Source organism: Parabacteroides sp. AF48-14 (assembly GCF_003477465.1).
Taxonomy (GTDB): Bacteria; Bacteroidota; Bacteroidia; order Bacteroidales; family Tannerellaceae; genus Parabacteroides; species Parabacteroides acidifaciens.
In genome coordinates this window covers 32,780-52,010 of record NZ_QUDI01000018.1, presented here as the reverse complement: position 1 = coordinate 52,010, position 19,231 = coordinate 32,780, and the positions used below count along the sequence as shown (strand labels likewise).

Genomic DNA, 19,231 nt, shown 5'->3' with positions numbered 1-19,231 from the left:
TATGAATTATCTTTCAACTTTCAATTTTCAACTAAAAAAGTGGGTGCTTCCGCCTCCAATGAAGGTGTTGCCCCTTCGACTTCCGGCCAGCCGTCTTTCCAACGGACCTGGTCCATCATCAGGACACGGCCTGTCGGGTTTGCACGGCTCACGGCGTGGTAGAGGATCCAGTCGTTGCCCCGATCGTCTGCGACGATTTCGGAGTTATGGCCGGTTCCGACAAACGCCTCATTGCCATGAATCAATATTTCGTGATGATTTTCCATCATCGGCTGTCCCTGCTTGTCGGTGTACGGGCCAAACAGGTTGTCAGAGCGGCCTACGACTGTGGTATAGGTACTTTTCAATCCCTCACAACAACTCCCTATCGAGGCGAACAGATAATAATAATTGCCTCTTTTGTGGATGTAAGTACCTTCGTAGGCGGTTCCGGCAACCTGCTGTTTGATGGCTCCGTCCCGGATAGACAGGCCGTCGTCCGACAGCTCTATCCCATAGATACCGCGAAAACTACCCCAGAAGAGATACTTTTTCCCGTTATCTTCCATGTAAAATTGGTCTATTGAATTTTGAACTTGAATTGTCTTGCTACGGAACAGCGGTCCATGATCCGTGAACGGCCCTTCCGGTTTGTCGGATGTGGCGACACCGATACCGCAAGTCCATTCGCCTCCCCATACGGACATTGAATAATATAACACATATTGTCCGTTGATATAATTGATATCCGGCGCCCAAAGGCCGCCTTTCGGTTCAAAGGTCGGACGTGTCTCTTCCGTAAAAGCGGTCCCGACTTCTTCCCAGTCCACGAGGTTACGGGAACGGTGGATCGGCGTGTTGCGGATATTCTCGGTGGCATAGACATAGAAATAGCCGTCGGCAGCCTTGATGATCGTCGGATCGGGCAGGCTGTAATCGATGATCGGATTGCGATATGTCCGCTTTGCTTCGGCAACCGGCTGTTCCGTCTGTTGCGGACGGACAGAAGGCTTATACATCTGTTGTTCCAGCATCTTCATAAAATAGCCGCCTACAACGGAACGGGCGCGGAATCCGACGGAACGGCCGTTAGTCGTCTCGTGCCAGTCGCTCAAAGGCATGCGCGTCTCCGTCTCGTTTGCATATTTGTAAACGGGGGAAACCAACCGGCGGAAATCATCCGGATTGTCTGTCAGGCAAGCTGTCCAAACGATCCAATCCGATTTGGTGTAAGTCTTGCGGCTATCGAGCGGAAGCCCGTACGGCTGCTGGACAGTCTGGTAATAGTCCATTTCTTTTTCCGCAATTCCGGCGGGGAATATATTCATTCCGAAAAGTTTGTCCCAGATCAGATTGTACTTCTGGCTCCAGGTGTCGGGCTGGTCGAATGTCAGGCGGTAGTGATCACCGTTGTCCGCCATCATAGTCCATTTCTTCGCCATCTTGCGGGCGGCGGAAATATATTTTTCAGCGGTCTCCTGATCCCCCAGCATACCGGCCAGTTTTCCATATCCGGCGATTCCCATAATCGCTTTGATGGACAGATTCGCATTATGGGCGAAGTGACCGGCAAAGTCGTCGGTGCACAACTGGTTATCGGGATCCAGGCCTTCTTTCAGCAGATAGTTCGCCCAAACGGTCAGCACATCCCAATGCCGGCGGGCATACTCGGCATTTCCTTCGCGCAGGGCGATGGCTGTAGTCAGGATCAGCATATTGCCACTTTCCTCCACCGGCATATCGCTCCGTAGGTTTGTCCGTTCGCCTGCGGATAAGTCCCGACATCGTGTGCGGCAAAGGGCTTGTTCCACTGTCCGCTTTCGCTGTAATAGAAAATCGGGTTCAACATGCCTTTCAGCAGTTCCGGATTATAGAGCAGAAACAGAGGGGCGGACGGATAAGTCACATCCACCGTGCCGATCGAACCGTTGCTGAAATTTTCTTTGGAAAGAAAAAGCAGGTTGCCCTCGGCATCTTCCACCAGTTTATGCGCGGCGATCGCCTGCCGGTAAGCCACGGCACAAAGTTCGGCATATTCTTTTCCTCCCGCCTTTTCCGCATCTTCCATCAAGCGGTTGTCAAAACGGCGGCAACGGTTCATGAGCGAACGATACTGCGCGGAGGCCTCTTCAAAAGCCTGCCGGATATTTTTTTCTCCGTTATGTTTCCAATAAGCCATGCGGTTATCCTTGAAATACTGGATAGCATAGAGGTCGTCATAGCCAACCATCAGGAAACCAGTGGCGGGTGATGCCGATACAGAGCCCGGATCATGGCTGTAAACAAGCTGGTTCCGGTCGCTTATTTTCATTTCGGTCTGCACCTCTGTCGGAGCCGCCAAATAGAAATAGCCCCAATCGATACAGACATCGTCTCCCTTACGCGCCAAGACAGCTTGTTCCACTGTTCCTGTTTTCAGATAAGAAATGCCATTCTCTTCTTCGCCGGTAACCACAACTGCCTGTTCTGCCGAATGAACAGCCAAGGCGGGCGATGCTTCCACGACCACCCGGACTTTATGTTCTTTTCCGTCGGCCGAACGCACTTGCCAGGATATATAATTAACGGGTGTGGACATCCGGTCCGGATCATCCAACAATAAAGGGGCGGTAAAAACAAGATCCAACAATACGGGACCGCATTCAAAGGTATAATAGGTTTGTGTAGGAAGGACATTCACCGACTGCTGGACAGCCGCTGTCGCAAAACGTTCCGGAGCGTTTTCCGCCGGAATTTCTTTTCCCATAAAGCGATAAGCGGTTCCGTCGACTTCGAGAACACCTAACAGGGATTGTTCCTTTCCGGTCCAATGGCGGGTGGCATCTTCATTCAATTTGTCCGCAAACGACCACACACTGGTGTAAGGATCAATTGTAATGAGCGGATAAGAAGGAGCGCGTAAAGCGTTCTTCTTATCCGGCTGAAATAAATCTCCTGAACCGCAGGACACATTCAGTACCCACAGGCAGCAAATCATTAGTATCAGAGCGGTTCTCTTCATTCTTTCTTTATATTTATTAAAACACAACATTTAATATTCACTGACAGCGCAAAGGTAGTTTTCACCCCTCAAAACCCCTTTCAAGCATCAATCATAACCTTTCAAATATCAATCAAAACCCGTTTCCATACTGATTTTTTGCTTACTTTTGCCCTATACTAATAGAGAAACACAACATCTTATGAGATTTCTTCTTATTACGATCCTCGCGCTTCTATCGCTCTTTCCCGTACCGGGCAAGGCTCACGACTTATATTTCCGGCATTATACCAATAAGCAAGGGCTGTCGCACAACACTGTCTATTGCACCCTCCAGGATAAAAAGGGATTCATGTGGTTCGGGACAGATGACGGGCTGAACCGTTTCGACGGCCATAATTTCCGTATCTACCGCTATAACTCATACGACCCGGAGAGCTTGCCGAACGACCGCATCATCAGCCTTTTCGAAGATTCGAAAAACAGGCTGTGGGTGTGTACGAACTCTTATACCTGCTACTACGATTATAAAACGGATTCTTTCCATCCGCTGACATTTTCAGACAGCGACAACGCACCGGAATATTTCCAGCAAATCCGGGAAGACAAGAAAGGGAATCTTTGGCTGATAAGCTACAACCGGATCGCCCGCTATGAAGTATCGGGCGAAAAAAGTCCGCATTTTTACCCTGAAGGAGAACAGATCAATCCGGTGGACATCACGATGACCGAAGAGGGCGAGCCATTGCTGGCCGGACACTACGACCTGTACTTCTACAAACCGGAGACCGATAAATTCGTCCGCATCCCGATCCTGACAGAAAAAGAAAAAGAAAACCCGATCAGCCTCTCCGCGCTCTGCCATGTGCCTGACTGGGGCGTATTGGTGGGAACAGACCGGGCCGGACTCAAGTTTTACGACGAACGCAGCCGGAAAGTGGAAACGATTATCCCGGACATACAAGTGCGGGACATTACGCAATACGGGAAAAACACCTACTGGATCGCTTCCGAATCCGGTATCCACATCTTTAATATGGCAAATCGCAGCATTACGCATCTACAGAAATCGCTGACCAACGAATATACCATTTCCGACAATGCCGTCTACTCGGTGACAAGGGACCGCGAGGGCGGCATGTGGGCTACGACATTCTTCGGAGGGATCAACTATCTGCCTAAAGAATATTTTCCCTTTACCTATTTTATCGGGGGAAAAACACATCCCAAGATGCTGGGCAATGCCGTGCGGGAAATCTGCCCCGACCAGTACGGCAACCTCTGGTTAGGAACCGAAGACAATGGGATCAATCGCTATAACCCGGCAACCGGCGAGATCACGAACTTCTCACGCAGCAATCCTACCCATCCGCTGTCGGCTACCAACATCCACGGCCTGCTTGCCGACGGAAACCAACTGTGGATCGGCACGTTCAATACGGGAATCGACCTGATGGACATCCCGACAGGGAAAATCGTCAAACGATATACGCGTGCCGGTACTCAAAACCGGCTGCCATCGGATTTCGTGCTCTGCTTCTGCAAATTGTCGGACAATGAAATCCTGATCGGGACTTCCGACGGGCTCGTCCTCTTCCAAAAGAAAGAAGGACGTTTTATCCCGTGGGGGACAGAAATACGGTCAATGGTCCGCCAAATCTATAAAGACACAAAAGATGATATCTGGATCGCTACGACAACCGGGGCCTATCGCTATTCGGGCACAGACAAAAAGATCACGCGCTACGAGGCAAGCCGACAGCGTTCCCAGACTATCGGCGATAATAATGTCACTTCCATCTTCGAAGATTCGAAAGGACGTATCTGGGTATCGACCGTCTACGGTTTTTCCCTCTATAACGACCAGTCGGATTCATTCAACCGCATCACGGTGGAGAACGGGCTTCCCAGCAATATCGTACACCGCATTATGGAAGACGAGGAACACTTCTTCTGGATCGCGACAGCCAACGGATTGGTCCGTTTCAATCCGGAAACTTATGTAATGAAGACATTCTCCTACACGGAAGGCTTGCCCGAAACACAGTTCAACTATTGCTCCTCCTACCAAATGCCCGACGGGACCATGTTCATGGGAACTATCAACGGCATGATCGCTTTCAATCCGCGCGATTTCAAGGAAGATCCCTCCTCGCCTCCCCTTTGCATCACCCGTATATTCGTGCGGGACGACCGCATCGGCGCCCCCAAGTATAATGTCAATCGGATCATGGAAAACGGCGAATTGAAACTGCCTTACAACCGCTCGACCTTCACCCTTTCGTACATAGCCCTAAGCTATACTTCACCGGACGCCATCCAGTATGCCTATCAACTGGAAGGCAGCGACAAAGACTGGATTTATATGAACCAGAACAAAGATGTGACCTTTGCCAATCTATCGCCCGGGAAATATATTTTCCGTGTCAAATCGACCAACAGCAGCGGTGTCTGGCAGGACAACGAGACTATGCTCAAAATCACGGTTACGCCGCCATTCTGGGCTACAGGATGGGCACTACTCATCTATTTTCTGATCCTGTGCCTGCTGATCGTGCTTTGGTATAATTACAAAAAGGCAAAGTTAGAAGAGAAACACCGGATCAACCGCGAAATATTCGAAAGCAAAAAGGAGAAAGAGCTCTATAATGCCAAAATACAGTTCTTCACCTTTATCACGCATGAGATACGGACACCGCTGACGCTGATCAAAGCGCCGTTAGAGAAAATCCTCCGCTCCGGAGACGGCACTCCCGCCACCCGGGAAAATCTCGAGATTATCGAGAAAAACACCGGGCGGCTACTGGACCTCAGCAACCAACTGTTGGATTTCCGCAAGACGGAAAGCCGGGGATTCAAACTGAACTATGTCTCGACCGATGTCGTGCTTTGGCTCGAAACCATCCTGCATCCGTTCCGGCCGGCTTTCGAAAAAGAGAACAAGAGCTTCACCGTCAAGCTGCCGGAGATTCCTTTCGAGGCTTGTCTGGACCGGGAAGCGTTTGCCAAGATTGTCAGCAATATGCTCAGCAATGCACTGAAGTATTCGGACAGCAGCATATCGCTCGAACTATTACCGCCGGCAGGCGAAGAACGGATGTTCACGATCCTTGTCACCAATGACGGCCATCTGATTCCCGAAAGTGAAGCAGAAAACATATTCAGCCCATTCTATCGTTTGAAAGAGACAGAAAACCAGCAGGGAAGCGGCATCGGCTTGTCGCTGGCCCACTCCCTGACGGAGTTTCATCGGGGCAGGCTCTTCTACCGGCAAACACCGGACGGACTGAACCAGTTTGTCCTTATGTTACCGGAACAGCAGGAAGACAGCTTCCTGATAAAAACCGATAATGAAAAAGAAAAGCCGGAAATGATCACCTTGCCCGAAACAGGACAGCCGGTTATCCTGATCGTCGAAGACCAGGACGATATGCGCCGTTTCATCGCCCGCGAGCTGGCAGAGACTTATCAGGTGTTGGAAGCTGAAAACGGAAAAGCAGCCCTCGACCTGATTCGCAAGAAAACGGTCAATCTGATTATAAGTGATGTCATGATGCCGTTGATGGATGGTTTCGAACTCTGCAATGAAGTGAAAAACGATGTCAACATCAGTCATATTCCTTTTATCCTGTTGACTGCCCAACATAACCTGCAATCGCGTCTGAAAGGATTGAACACGGGGGCGGACGCTTATATGGAGAAACCGTTCTCCATCGAGCTGCTGGCGGCCCAAGTCGGCAACCTATTGAAAAGCCGGGAATTGCTGAACAAGACATATCTCGAAAAACCGCTTGCCCCGGTTGCAACGTTAGCTGTCTCACAGGTAGACGATATTTTCCTGCGCAAACTGAACGATTATCTGGAAGAGCACCTCAACAATGAGGCCCTGTCCGTCGAAATGCTTGCCGACACAATGGGCATGAGCACCTCCAGCCTCTATCGCAAGGTAAAAGGTCTGTCCGGCCTCTCCCCCAACGATTTCATCCGGATCGCCCGGTTAAAGAAAGCGATCCTGCTGATGCAAAACGGTGAGAACCGCATCAACGAGATCGCTTTCCAGGTTGGCTTCTCTTCCCCGGCCTACTTCTCCACCTGCTTCCAGAAGCAGTATGGAAAAAGTCCGACGGAGTATATTAAACTGTTAGTCGGTGACAAATAGAATGGTTTATCATTTACAGGTTCAAATATTCTTATAAAGAAGCTATTTCTTCTTCGGTCAGGCCGGTACAATTGATAATGGGGGTGTGTCAAAATGAAGTAAACCCAAAAGTTTTTTGTCTAACTTTTGGGGTTTATTTATGTCAAAACATCACACATTAGAAGAAAAGCAGGAGATTCTCCGACTTCATGAAGCAGGAGTTAGCATGGTTGAGTTGATGACTCGTTCTCATGTAAGCGACCATTATTTATATATTCTTTTTGGCAGATATAAGAAATATGGTCTCTCTGGTTTAGAAAATTATAAGAAAGCAGTTGTAAGCTTCGAATTGAAAGAGCAAATAATCCAAGAGTATGAGGTCGATTGCTTACCTTTGTGGCAGCTCTGCGTGAAGTATGACGTTAGCCATTCGAGTAAGACCGGAACATAGTCTCGACCTGCTGTTAGAGATTAAAGGGATGGCTCGTTCTACCTTCTAACGGTATCGGTCATATAAAGGAACTGTCGGTAAGATTGCCCCCAACATCCTGAACAGGGATTTTAGGGCAGATCGCCCTTACCGTAAGCTTGCCACAGATGTGTCGCAAATATCAATTGGCCAACAGGAAAGTTTCTTATCACCTGTAATAGATATTAACGGAGAAATACTAAGTTATAATATAGCCGATAGAGCGGACTTAGAACAAATAAACAAAATGCTGAATGACCTGTTTGCCATTACCGACAAATGACCAAAAGAGAATCAAATCATATTGCATTCTGATCAAGGATGGCAATATCAACATAAAAATTATCAAGAAGCCTTGACCGAACATGGTATATTACAAAGCATGTCACGAAAGGGAAATTGCCTGGATAACCCTGTTATGGAAAACTTCTTTGGGCTTATGAAGTCAGAACTATTATATAACAAGGAATTTAAAATCCATGAAAGAGTTCAAGAAGGAACTAGAGGCATATATTGATTGGTATAATAATGATAGAATTAAAATGAGGCTTAAGGGAATGAGCCCGGTCATGGAGGCAGCCCGTATGATTATGAAATCCGGGGCAAAGCCTAAGCGGACAATGCTGTTCTGCGCCTTTGCCGGCGAAGAATTCGGGTTGCTCGGTTCTACAGCCTGGGTGAAAGTGAATAAAGATAAGTTAGACAAAATCTCCAACCTCTTCAACCGCGACGGCGGCCCGACACCTCCGGTAGGTATCGACGTGCCGAAGGCGATGTATAAGGATTTCGTCAAGATTTGCGAACCTATCAAGAAAATCCGCCCCGACTATCCGTTCGAAGTAAAAGAAGCCGGTCCTTTCACCAAGCCGACACAACCGGGAGGCACGGATGCTTCCGTCTTTGCAATAGAAGCAGTCCCCACCATCGACTTCAATGAACAGGATATCAAAGGCTATAACTTCAGCTACGGCGAAATCTGGCATACCGAACGCGACACCTACAGCAAGAGCATCCCGGAATACCAGGAACAGGCTGCTACGGTGATGGCGATCGTAACGTTAGGCGTTGCCAACCTGGACCACCTCTTGTCGCGAGAAGGACTATACAAGTAACGCCGGAAGCTGAACTTTTATTCATTCATCTACGGCCTTTTCCCTCCAGATATTCCAGTAACTCAGCAGGACGGTCCGTCTGAATCAGGGAAGCCCCTTGGGAAAGGATCCAACCCCACGATTCGTCCGGTTGGTTCCGGGTGACGGCCCGTTCATCATCATGTCCGGCATTTAATGACGGCCAAAGGGAGTTGATCCATATCTTTGTTTTTCCGGAAGATTTTATCTTCTGTAAAAGCTGTATAACCTCGGGCATTTCGGTCTTGAAGCAACACTCTATGGCCACGGGGGAAATCGCCAAGTATTCGTCTACTATCAGGCTGGCATCCGGACTGTCCAAGCTGATAATAGGCATATAAATTACCCGATTCAGGACATCGCCGTTTTCTTCCTGCACCTTCTTCAACCGGTTGCCGGACTTGATCACGACCTGTTCCGTTGTCCCCGTCTGCTCTGTCAAGGCATATACTTCTTTAAAGAACTCGTAGCCCTTATCGACATTGATCAGTATCTTTCCTTTGCATAAATCTAGCACTTCTTCGAATGTCGGGATTACGTGAGAGGTAAGTTCGCCCGCACTGTCCTTCAAATGGAAGCGCCGTATCTCTTCGAGCGTATAATCAGAAGGCGCACCTTTGCCATCCGTTGTCCGGTCAATGGTTTTATCGTGCATCAATACCAAATGACCGTCTTTAGTCATCTTCAAATCGATTTCAACCATATCCACTCCCATCCGGATGCAATTCTCAAACGCCTGCAACGAGTTTTCGGGCGCATGCCGCCAGTCGCCACGATGAGAAACCACCAACACTTTCTTCGAGGCAGGATCTCTCAACGCCTGGATTAGTGATTGCACACTTTCCTGGGCGGAAAGCGTGCAATGCATGACTAAACAACTAACTATAATAAAAAGTATTCTTTTCATTTGCTTCTTTTCTGTGTCTGATCAATATCCCGGATTCTGATACATTAATTCCGGATTCAACTTATACTCGTCGAAGGGAATCGGGTAATAGATATCCTTCGTACCGAAATTCTTTATATTGGAGATGCCATAATCATCCTGTTTCTTATTATGGATATAAGTAACCAACTCGTTCGCCGTAAAGAAGCGGAGCAAGTCGAACCAGCGATGGTTCTCAAATGCCAGTTCAACCCGGCGTTCATGGAGGATTGCCAGTTTGAGAGTCGGGCATAAGGTCTTATAAGCGGCATTACTTTGCATTGCCGCATAACCCGGCATTCCGGCACGTGCACGCACCTCATCCAGATAACCGATAGCCGCCGTTTCGTTCCCCAGATACATATTGACTTCCGCCAGCATCAGAATAACATCGGCATAACGCATCAATATCCAGTCATTACCACCATATCCCAACGTTCCCGCAGCATCGCTGACATCACGGAATTTCGTGATAAAATAGGACTTCGCAACCGCATCATCCGCATATTTCACCGACCATTCCTTACGAAAATCCGTTTCTTCATACTCCTTTACGATATCCGTATTCACATAATTACCGGCACCGGTCGATTTCTTCTGGGAGTTTATCGTTTCGCCTTTTGCCTGGTTGTTGGCAGCGATGGAGGAGTAATAATCCTTATCCCCCTGTTTGTACACAATCTGGAAAATAATCTCCGGGCAGGTCGACTTCTTGGACACATCAAATACATCTTCGTAGGGTATTTCGCTCAGTGAACCGAACTTACGCATACCATAACACATCTCCAGATAGCTCTTCGCCTGCTGAAGATACGAATCCTTGTTTCCATCGGACAAGGTCGTAGCCATCGTCAGGTAGACCTGTCCTAACAATCCGCTGACAGCGGCTTTACAAGCCCGTCCCTTCCCCGACTCCGGCTGGATATCCGGCAGGTTGCTGTTCAACGCATCTTTCAGGTCCTGCACGATTTGAGCATACACCATTTCTTTCTTTTCACGGAACGTATTGGCATTGATCTCCTCTGTTGTCGTCAGGTAGGTCGTGACCAAAGGCACGTCTCCCCATTTGCGTACCAGATGAAAATAGACCAGGGCGCGAACAAATTTGGCTTCCGCCTTATATCTCGTGCGGACCGCCTCATCTTCAAAGGCTACCTCATCTATATAAGTCAGCAGGAAATTACTGCGGGTTACTGCCGTAAACATCGCCACCCAGTGGTTCTTCAAATAGGTATTACTGGGCAACAAGGAGAAATCGGTAAACTGGAAAGGCTCGCCTGAGCTGGACTGGTTATCCAGACGTCCCATATTGTCCGAACGCTCTTCCGTGAACATGGTACTCCCTTCTCCCAGGCAGTTGTTGCTCCTTAAAGCCAGATAAACGCCATTCAAGGCCCTTTCTGCATCATTTTCCGTCTGGAAATAAGATTCGGCAGCAATCTTGTTCGGGTTTTCCTGTGTCAGGAAACCTTCGCACGAAGAAAAGGATAAAAGCATGGCTGCCAATGCCGTCGATATTATAATATTCTTTTTCATTCTACTTATTTTTTACAATTAAAAAGATAACTGGATACCTGCATTGTAGGCACGTACCAGGGGATATTTACCATAATCCACACCCGGCGTCAGGTTTGAACCGTCATTATAATCCACCTCCGGATTATACCCTCTATATTTTGTAATGGTAAACGGATTATCCACAGCGACATACAAACGGATATTACTAATATACCCATTCGCAAAACGTGCGATGCCGGGAACTGTATAGCCAAGTGTTATATTCGTGCAACGGAAGAACGAACCATCCTGCAGGTAGAACGTAGACAGACGGGTACTGTTGCTCTGCGTACCGCCGCGCGAAGAACGATAGATCCATCCATTGCCGGGGTTTGCCTCATTCCGGTAGCGTTCGGTCACCACTTTATACTGGTTGCCGGAACCTTCCATATTGAAGATATAATAGTCCTGCCCGTCCAACACCTTGTTGCCATAAGAGCCGTTAAACGAAGCTGCCAGGTCAAAATCCTTGTAGCGTCCGCTCAAATTGAAACCATACGTGAACTTCGGATGCGGTGAACCGATCACCTGTTTGTCATCATCATCCACAACCCCGTCTCCGTTCACATCTTCAAAATAAATGTCGCCGGGAGCCAAAGCCGTTGTCTGGGACAAAGAGCGGGCCGGACCTTTCAGGACATAGCCTTCCGGGAAAGATTTGGTAGAACTGTTATAATATTTATCGTCTTCCGCGATATTCGCCATATCCGATTCGCGCACCATGCCGGCCACCTTGAAACCATAAAACATACCGATCGGCTGTCCCTCTTCTGTGATATGTGTCTTATAGGAACGCTCCGCACCATTGGTAATAATCGTATTGCCACCGCCCAAATCCATCACCTTGTTACGGTTTACCGAGATATTGCCGCTTAGCTTCAGCTCATAATCCTTCGGAAGATACGTCCATCCACCTGGATATCGACACCTTGGTTACGGATTTTGGAATCCGGGAGGTTTGTCAACATGGAAGTCGTACCCGAAATGGCGGAAACAGGCTGTTCAAACAGCAGATCACGCGTATAACTCAGGTAGTAGTTTGCAGACAATGACCAGCGGTTATTCATGAAAGACCAGTCGAAACCGGCGTTAAACTGCGAAGTCGACTCCCATCCCAAAGCCTGGTCCTTAAATGCTCCCGGATACATAGCCGAATTGACAGAGCCATTCCCCATCACAACGCCCGTCGGCGAACTCATCACCTGTAAAAAGTTATAGTTCCCGATATCGTTATTTCCGCTCATACCCCAGCTTGCCCTCAACTTCAGAGAAGAAGAACTGCCCAGCCTGTCTTTATAAAAAGATTCGTTCGAGATCGTATAAGCACCGGATACAGACGGGAAATATCCCCAGCGGTTCAAAGGTCCGAAGAGCGAAGATGCATCTCCACGAAAAGAAGCCGTCAGATAATATTTATTGGTAAAGTTGTAATTCAAACGGGCAAAATAGGAAACCATTGTCCAGATAGACTTTAACGTATTGTTAGTCAGCGTCAGATTGCTGGCATCCGCCCCATGACCGGTCACTTCCTTAATATGGTCGTCCTCAAAACCGGTTGCCTTGACTTCCACAATGTCTCTTTCGTTCTGTTGCAACGAATAACCGGCTACGCCACTGAAGTTATGAATATCATTCCAGCTTTTATTATAGCTTAGCGTAAACTCACCCAGGTAATCCCTTACTCCCGTATTTTTGGAAAGGGCATATGCATCGGCCTTAGCTTCGTCCGAGTAAGGGGGATTGGCTCCGCTGCTCAAGCTGGTCGGCTTATAAAATTCATACTTCTCATTATAATTGTACATGGCCAAGTTCGCTTTGAAGAAGAGGTTCTTGACCAATTCGTATGTTCCGAACACATTATACGTATTCCGCATTCCATCCCGGGAAATCTTTGTTTCCGTGGCCAGCGTCACCGGGTTCTCGATCTGCTGCATGCCATACGCACTCGAATAGGAAGCCATTTCATTTTTGACCAAATTGCCGCTGTCATCATAACAACGGAATATAGGAGCGTAAACCAGTGCGCCCAATACAGGTCCCTGGTTAAAGCGGCCTTCCTGGATTTCATGGTTCCAATTCGCCGACATGGAGAAATTCACTCCCAACTTCAACTTCGGGTTTACATCTATATCCAGGTTACTGCGCAAGTTCGCTCTTTTCTGGCCGGTAGACAAGACGATACCTTCCTGGTTCTGGAAACCGCCGCTCACCTGGTAACGGATACTTTCACTACCACCCGAAACAGAAACAGAATGGCGGTGGCTGGGGGCGTTCCTGTACAACTCGTCCTGCCAGTCCGTATCGTATTTCGGATCCAAGATTTCCTGTGTGGCGAAATTATACATGAATTCCGGAATCATGGCAGCACTGTTGCTCGATCCCAGACGTTGGGCACGCACCTCGTTGGTATCGCCGAAATAAGAATCGCTCCATTCCTTACCGGCATTCAGCAACAGGTTCTTATACGCATTGTTATGGCCTTCGACATGAAGCTCGGCAAATTCACGCGCATTCAGCATATCGACCTTCTTTGCCAGCTGGTTGACACTGAACTGGAAATTATAGTCGACACGCGCTTTGCCGGTCTTCCCCCTTTTGGTCGTGATCAAGACAACACCGCCGGCCGCACGGGAACCGTAGATAGCGGCGGAAGCTGCATCTTTCAGCACTTCTATAGACTCGATATCCTCCGGATTTATAACAAGATCTTCATTGGAAGGATAACCGTCAATCACATACAGAGGGTCAGAACTTGCATTAATGGAAGCCGTACCACGCACACGGATCTTCGTTCCGTTGTAAGGGGCACCACTCACCTGCGAAATCTGTACACCGGCCACCTTACCGACCATACTCTGTCCTACGTTCGGTGTTGTCAGGTTCAATTCTCCGGCTTTCAGGCTGGCAACAGCACCGGTCAATTCTGTTTTACGCATGGTCTGATATCCGACCACAACCACTTCATCCAGATTCTGGCTATCTTCTTCCAGCCGGATAGACAGCGTTTCACCTGTCTTTGCCGGCAATTCTTTCGGATTAAAACCGATGTAAGATACGACAATGAGTCCCTGCTTATTCTGCAAAGACAATGTGAACTTACCATCGATATCCGTAACAGTCCCATTAGTCGTTCCTTTCTCGACAACATTCGCTCCAATAATCGGCTCGCCATTCATGTCCGACACAACTCCGCTAACCACAGCGACTTGCTGGCTGACAACCATACGTTCGATCGATCCTTTTGCATCCAGAGGCGAAGCAAACAACGGATGTATGCCGGCAACACCAAAGAACAAAGCAGGCACCGTAAAAGCCAAGTACTTTCTTTTCATCCTTCTCTTTTTTAATTTTACACAGTCTTATTTATTTTTCGCCTGCAAAGAACTTTAAACGATATTGTCAAGGTATAACAAAGGCATTAATTTTATATTTCAGCCAATCGGCAACAAAGCTAAGCGTCAACTATATTTTAATACAATAACCCCCTGTTTCGACTGTTTTTCTATTTCGTCCGAAATCTTGATCGATTTTGGATTGACTCTTTTTATGATTTTAACCTGATCGGATGACAATAGATAAAATGAGGTGCCGAGCCCATTCCAAAAAACGTGCAATTTGATTACCGAAAGGTGGAAACGCCGACAAAGTGATAAAGCTTAACTCCCGGAGAATCGAATATTTGAAAATAAAACGGACGGTGTCCCAAATATCCCAAGGAAATTCAGGTGCTTTTTAGCCCTTATGACCGTCCTAATCTTCGCGAGGTGCCGAGTGTACTACACATTAGCACGGTCGTAATGGCAAAGAGAACGGTCGCAATTGTTGGAAACGCTCAAAAAAGAGGAAAAAGTCCCTTTTTGAGGTCAAAAAAACGGATTAACATTTGTTTAGTTTCGGATGTTTTTCGAACCTGAAAAACACGTTTTTTACAATAAGCCCCCTCGGATAGTTGAAAGTTATAAGGGATCACATTTAAGAAATTGTAAACCTGTAAATGATGATTTAACGGGGTGCGGATCACGGCCTCGTAGGGGCGGTTCGCGAACCGCTACGAGGCTTCCGCGACACACCGCTAAATCATCATTTGTTCTTTTGTTCCTTTGTCCAACATACTCTGTCTAATCATCACTTCCTAATAACTAATCCAAACCTTCCTATCTACTAATCCATACATAATGAGGAATTATCCCACAGGCGGGAGTAAAAAAGAGAGGGCCGATCTTCCACAGACCAGCCCACACGTTATTATAATCAATCTTAAATGAAAAAAACTATTTAGCATAACTTACCGCACGGGTTTCACGGATAACCGTGATCTTAACCTGTCCCGGATAAGTCATTTCATCTTGAATTTTCTTTGCAATTTCATTTGACAGATTTTCGGTATCCTTATCGTCGATCTTGTCAGCTCCCACGATCACGCGGAGTTCACGACCGGCCTGGATAGCATATGTCTTTACGACACCCGGATAAGAGAGTGCTAATTGTTCCAGATCATTCAGACGTTTGATATAAGCCTCTACGATCTCACGACGGGCACCCGGACGGGCTCCTGAGATGGCATCACAAACCTGTACGATCGGAGCCAACAGCGTCTGCATTTCCACTTCATCGTGGTGAGCGCCTACGGCATTGCAGATATCCGGTTTCTCTTTATATTTCTCACAGAGTTTCATACCTAAGATTGCGTGCGGCAATTCCGGTTCATCATCAGGCACCTTACCTATATCGTGCAACAATCCGGCACGTTTTGCTTTCTTCGGGTTCAGTCCTAATTCGGATGCCATTACGGCACAAAGATTGGCTGTTTCGCGTGCATGCTGCAACAGGTTCTGACCGTAAGAAGAGCGGTATTTCATCTTACCGATCATACGGATCAGTTCAGGATGCAAGCCATGGACACCGAGGTCGATCACCGTACGTTTACCGGTTTCCACCACTTCGTCTTCCACCTGCTTTCTTACCTTCGTCACGACTTCTTCGATGCGGGCCGGGTGGATACGTCCGTCCTGTACCAATTGGTGCAGAGCCAGACGGGCAATCTCGCGGCGAACTGGATCGAAGCCGGACAACACGATTGCTTCAGGCGTATCGTCTACCACGATTTCAATACCGGTAGCTGCTTCCAACGCCCGGATATTACGCCCTTCACGACCGATGATACGGCCTTTGATTTCGTCGGATTCGATATGGAATACGGTAATCGAGTTCTCGATCGCCGTTTCGGTAGCAACGCGCTGGATAGACTGGATAACGATCTTTTTCGCTTCCTTGTTGGCTGTCATCTTAGCTTCTTCCATGATCTCGTTAATGAAGGAAGTAGCTTCGGACTTGGCCTCGTCTTTCAATGATTCGATCAAACGTTCTTTTGCTTCTTCGGCAGAAAGTCCGGAAAGGGTTTCCAGATGTTCGATCTCACGCTGGTACAGTTTCTCAAGATCCTGTTTCTTTTTATCAACCAGTTCCAATTGGGCAGCCAGGTTTTCCTTGACGGCATCCATTTCGCTGTTTTTGCGTTGCAGGTCTTCCTGACGCTGGTTCAGGCTCAATTCGCGCTGTTTCAACTTAGCCTCAACCGACTGGATTTTTGAATTACGTGCGGAAACCTGTTTTTCCAGATCCGCTTTCAAATGAAGAAACTTCTCCTTTACTTCAAGGAGCTTCTTCTGCTTCATTACTTCCGACTCCTTTTCAGCTTCGCGTATGACGGCGTCATACCTCGACTTCATAAGGACTCTCATCACGAACCACACAAGCAAGCCCCCAACGATGAAGGTTACCAGTGCTATGATTATGCTCATTCCCATTTTACTTATAGTTTAAATTCTATTATATTATTATATACAAAAAAAGCACTACCCTCACATGGATATACCATGCAAAGCAGTGCGGAAACGCATCTTCTTAATTCTTACAACTATTTATCCTTCAGGTAACTTTCCAGTTCATCGGTCAGTTCCTGTATCTTTTCAGTAAAGGGACTTGTGTCATTCTTTTCCTCCAACTTCACGTTCTCCACCGATAGTTGAAAGGCCACCATGGCTAACAAATCTTTTACATCCACTTCGGAATATTTCTTCCGGTACTGGTCCATCTTCATCCGGATTTGCTTGACAGCCTTACGGGCTTCCTGCTCCTCACTCCGGTCGATTCTGATACCATAACTTTTACCGGCTATCTCTACATGTATAAGAAATTTATCGTCCATCGCCTCTATTCGTTTAATAGTGCAATGCACTTGTCTACTTCCCGCACTAACTTCGATAACCGCATCCTTGCGCTTTTCATTTCTCCTTCGTTTACGGAAACAACCCGCGCCGTCAGCATGTTATCACATTTAGTATTCAACTCTTCGATCGTCTTTATCGCCTGCTGAAGTTCTTCTCCTTTCTGAACCAAAAAACCTTCGAGCTCGCCGATTCTCTGTTTTTGCTTATCGCAAAGCTCCATCAAATCACGAACTCTAACCTCAAATACAGCCAACAATCTTTTATGATCTTCGGTCATTTCACACCAAATTCTACACAAAAGTAAACTTTAGATTTGAATAAAACAACAATCAGTTTGTTTTTTTGACAGAAAACGTCCGGATACACAAAAGGCCGTTCAAACCAAAATCCGAACAGCCCTCCTTCTAATAGTTTCAGTTACGCTCTATTATACCAACGCAACGTACAATTCACCTTCAACTTCTTCGAAAGCTAACTTGCCTTCTTTTGCCAACCAACCAAAAGCAGCATACATATCTTTTTCTGCTTTAATTTTAGTTGCTTTCTTTACTGCCTTAACACTCATTTTACCGCCTTCGTTCAGTGCTGTCCAAACAAGGCCGGCGTTTGTTCCAATCAATTCGATCATGTTTCTTTTTGTTTTGTTAATTCGTTAACGGGGACAAATTTATAGATTAATCCATTAAAACAAAAGGAAATAGATGTTTTTTAGCATAAAAACAGGCGCTTTTTATACTTTGCAAGCATATTTAACACACTTACAGTACTATTATAGTACTATTTCCGTCCGTTTACCGGCCGAAACAAGTTCCATTTCAATGTTTGTAGCTGAAACATATTTGCTTAATAGGCCTGCCGCATACTTTCCGGCATCGATCAAACCGTCCAACCCGGAGTAACCATTCAGAATCATTAACAGGCTTGTGGTGTCTAACCCGATTTTCGTCCGCTCCTCATCGCTGGTCGGTGTTCCGATGCCGCCAATGGCATCGCGATAAACAGGCAATCCGGCAATATTCAGTTCGCCGCGACCGATCCCATGATAAAGTTCGCCTTCCCTTCCGACACCCAGCACCAGCTTACCGCCTTCGATCTTGTCCGCATCAAAACCTCCTATGGAATAACCGCTGCGGATAGAAACAAGATTGATCAGATCGACCAATGTATCGACCTTATAAAGGGGCAACTCGCGAAGAATACGCCTGCGCAAGGCTTCCGCAGAAGGACGGTAACGGTTCGGATCTTTTCCCAGCCGTTTATAGGCCTGGCGCGTAGCCTGAATAGGAAGCCACTTATTGATTTGTTCCAGTTTGACCGTCGCCCGGACAGCCGCTTCTTCTGCCTTGATCTCCCGCCAGAGTTGTTCATCCGGCTCCGAATTCCTGACCTGACAGGCTATCACCAGGACTTGCAGGTCCGGACAAGCGCTGGAAACTTCTTCTGATATTGAAACTTGTATCATAGCACAACTCCTTCATTTACAACATTAACATAAAAAGGCGTTTTGAATGGGCGATTATCCCATAACTTTTTCAACATAACAATAGGATTGATAGCGATTCCTGTTTTTAATTCCAATTCATAGAGGGGCAATGTAACAGCCTCTTCGCTTTCCAGTGAGAGTTTATCTCCATCCATTAAAATCAATAAATCAATATCACTATCCGGGCGAGCGTCACCACGTGCTTCCGAGCCAAACAGAATTGCTTTAGCTGTAGGAGCAACTTCATGCACCACCTTCTTGATTTGTTCCACTACATCCGTTCGTCTCATAACTCTTATGTTTAGTAATTAAATCGGATCAAGCCAACAGTTCCATAAAT

14 protein-coding genes and 1 pseudogene are annotated in these 19,231 nt (G+C 47.2%); 3 read left to right on the top strand and 12 right to left on the bottom strand.

Annotation, left to right across the window (positions count from 1 at the left end):
• Positions 1-20: 20 nt before the first annotated feature.
• Together DW083_RS22265 and DW083_RS10145 are read right to left on the bottom strand one after the other, a co-directional pair.
• Entirely contained in the window at positions 21-998 is a 978-nt protein-coding gene (locus tag DW083_RS22265; RefSeq protein ID WP_199659167.1) for a family 43 glycosylhydrolase, read from the bottom strand.
• A gap of 72 nt (positions 999-1,070) precedes the next feature.
• Positions 1,071-2,857 (bottom strand): annotated as a pseudogene (locus DW083_RS10145) (DUF1793 domain-containing protein); the annotation flags it as partial.
• A gap of 304 nt (positions 2,858-3,161) precedes the next feature.
• Here DW083_RS10145 and DW083_RS10140 point away from each other — a divergent pair.
• The 3 genes from DW083_RS10140 to DW083_RS10125 all read left to right on the top strand — a co-directional run bounded on the left by DW083_RS10140 (position 3,162) and on the right by DW083_RS10125 (position 8,678).
• Positions 3,162-7,118, top strand: coding sequence for a hybrid sensor histidine kinase/response regulator transcription factor (locus DW083_RS10140; RefSeq protein WP_122332302.1), 3,957 nt, complete (start codon positions 3,162-3,164; stop codon positions 7,116-7,118).
• A 752-nt stretch (positions 7,119-7,870) separates the two neighbouring features.
• Positions 7,871-8,083: a DDE-type integrase/transposase/recombinase gene (locus DW083_RS23605; RefSeq protein WP_158582107.1), complete on the top strand. Its 213-nt coding sequence runs from the start codon at positions 7,871-7,873 to the stop codon at positions 8,081-8,083.
• On the top strand, positions 8,025-8,678 hold the full coding sequence (locus DW083_RS10125) for a M28 family peptidase (protein WP_370038987.1): 654 nt from the start codon (positions 8,025-8,027) through the stop codon (positions 8,676-8,678). Before DW083_RS23605 ends, DW083_RS10125 begins: the two co-directional genes overlap by 59 nt.
• A 25-nt stretch (positions 8,679-8,703) precedes the next feature.
• Here DW083_RS10125 and DW083_RS10120 read toward each other — a convergent pair whose 3' ends face one another.
• From DW083_RS10120 to DW083_RS10080, 10 genes are all read right to left on the bottom strand, one after another.
• The gene (locus DW083_RS10120) at positions 8,704-9,603 is read right to left on the bottom strand and encodes a glycerophosphodiester phosphodiesterase family protein (RefSeq protein ID WP_122332298.1); all 900 of its coding nucleotides are present in this window, start codon (positions 9,601-9,603) and stop codon (positions 8,704-8,706) included.
• Positions 9,604-9,624: 21 nt separating this feature from the next.
• Positions 9,625-11,157: a RagB/SusD family nutrient uptake outer membrane protein gene (locus DW083_RS10115; protein ID WP_233552122.1), complete on the bottom strand. Its 1,533-nt coding sequence runs from the start codon at positions 11,155-11,157 to the stop codon at positions 9,625-9,627.
• 18 nt (positions 11,158-11,175) lie between these two features.
• Positions 11,176-12,021, bottom strand: coding sequence for a hypothetical protein (locus DW083_RS22260; protein WP_199659164.1), 846 nt, complete (start codon positions 12,019-12,021; stop codon positions 11,176-11,178).
• A 35-nt stretch (positions 12,022-12,056) separates the two neighbouring features.
• A complete protein-coding gene (locus DW083_RS10110) occupies positions 12,057-14,510 on the bottom strand; it encodes a SusC/RagA family TonB-linked outer membrane protein (protein WP_199659163.1) in 2,454 nt (817 codons plus the stop codon).
• A gap of 939 nt (positions 14,511-15,449) precedes the next feature.
• A complete protein-coding gene (rny, locus tag DW083_RS10105) occupies positions 15,450-16,985 on the bottom strand; it encodes a ribonuclease Y (RefSeq protein ID WP_122332297.1) in 1,536 nt (511 codons plus the stop codon).
• Between the two features lie 110 nt (positions 16,986-17,095).
• Positions 17,096-17,386 carry a cell division protein ZapA gene (locus DW083_RS10100; protein WP_115500896.1) on the bottom strand — a complete coding sequence of 97 codons (291 nt, stop codon included), beginning with the start codon at positions 17,384-17,386 and terminating at the stop codon, positions 17,096-17,098.
• Positions 17,387-17,391: 5 nt separating this feature from the next.
• Entirely contained in the window at positions 17,392-17,685 is a 294-nt protein-coding gene (locus DW083_RS10095) for a hypothetical protein (protein ID WP_122332296.1), read from the bottom strand.
• A 150-nt stretch (positions 17,686-17,835) separates the two neighbouring features.
• Positions 17,836-18,036 carry a winged helix-turn-helix domain-containing protein gene (locus tag DW083_RS10090; protein ID WP_115500898.1) on the bottom strand — a complete coding sequence of 67 codons (201 nt, stop codon included), beginning with the start codon at positions 18,034-18,036 and terminating at the stop codon, positions 17,836-17,838.
• 141 nt (positions 18,037-18,177) lie between these two features.
• Positions 18,178-18,870 carry a B3/4 domain-containing protein gene (locus DW083_RS10085; protein WP_122332295.1) on the bottom strand — a complete coding sequence of 231 codons (693 nt, stop codon included), beginning with the start codon at positions 18,868-18,870 and terminating at the stop codon, positions 18,178-18,180.
• The gene (locus DW083_RS10080) at positions 18,867-19,181 is read right to left on the bottom strand and encodes a nucleotidyltransferase family protein (RefSeq protein WP_122332294.1); all 315 of its coding nucleotides are present in this window, start codon (positions 19,179-19,181) and stop codon (positions 18,867-18,869) included. Before DW083_RS10080 ends, DW083_RS10085 begins: the two co-directional genes overlap by 4 nt.
• Positions 19,182-19,231: the final 50 nt, after the last annotated feature.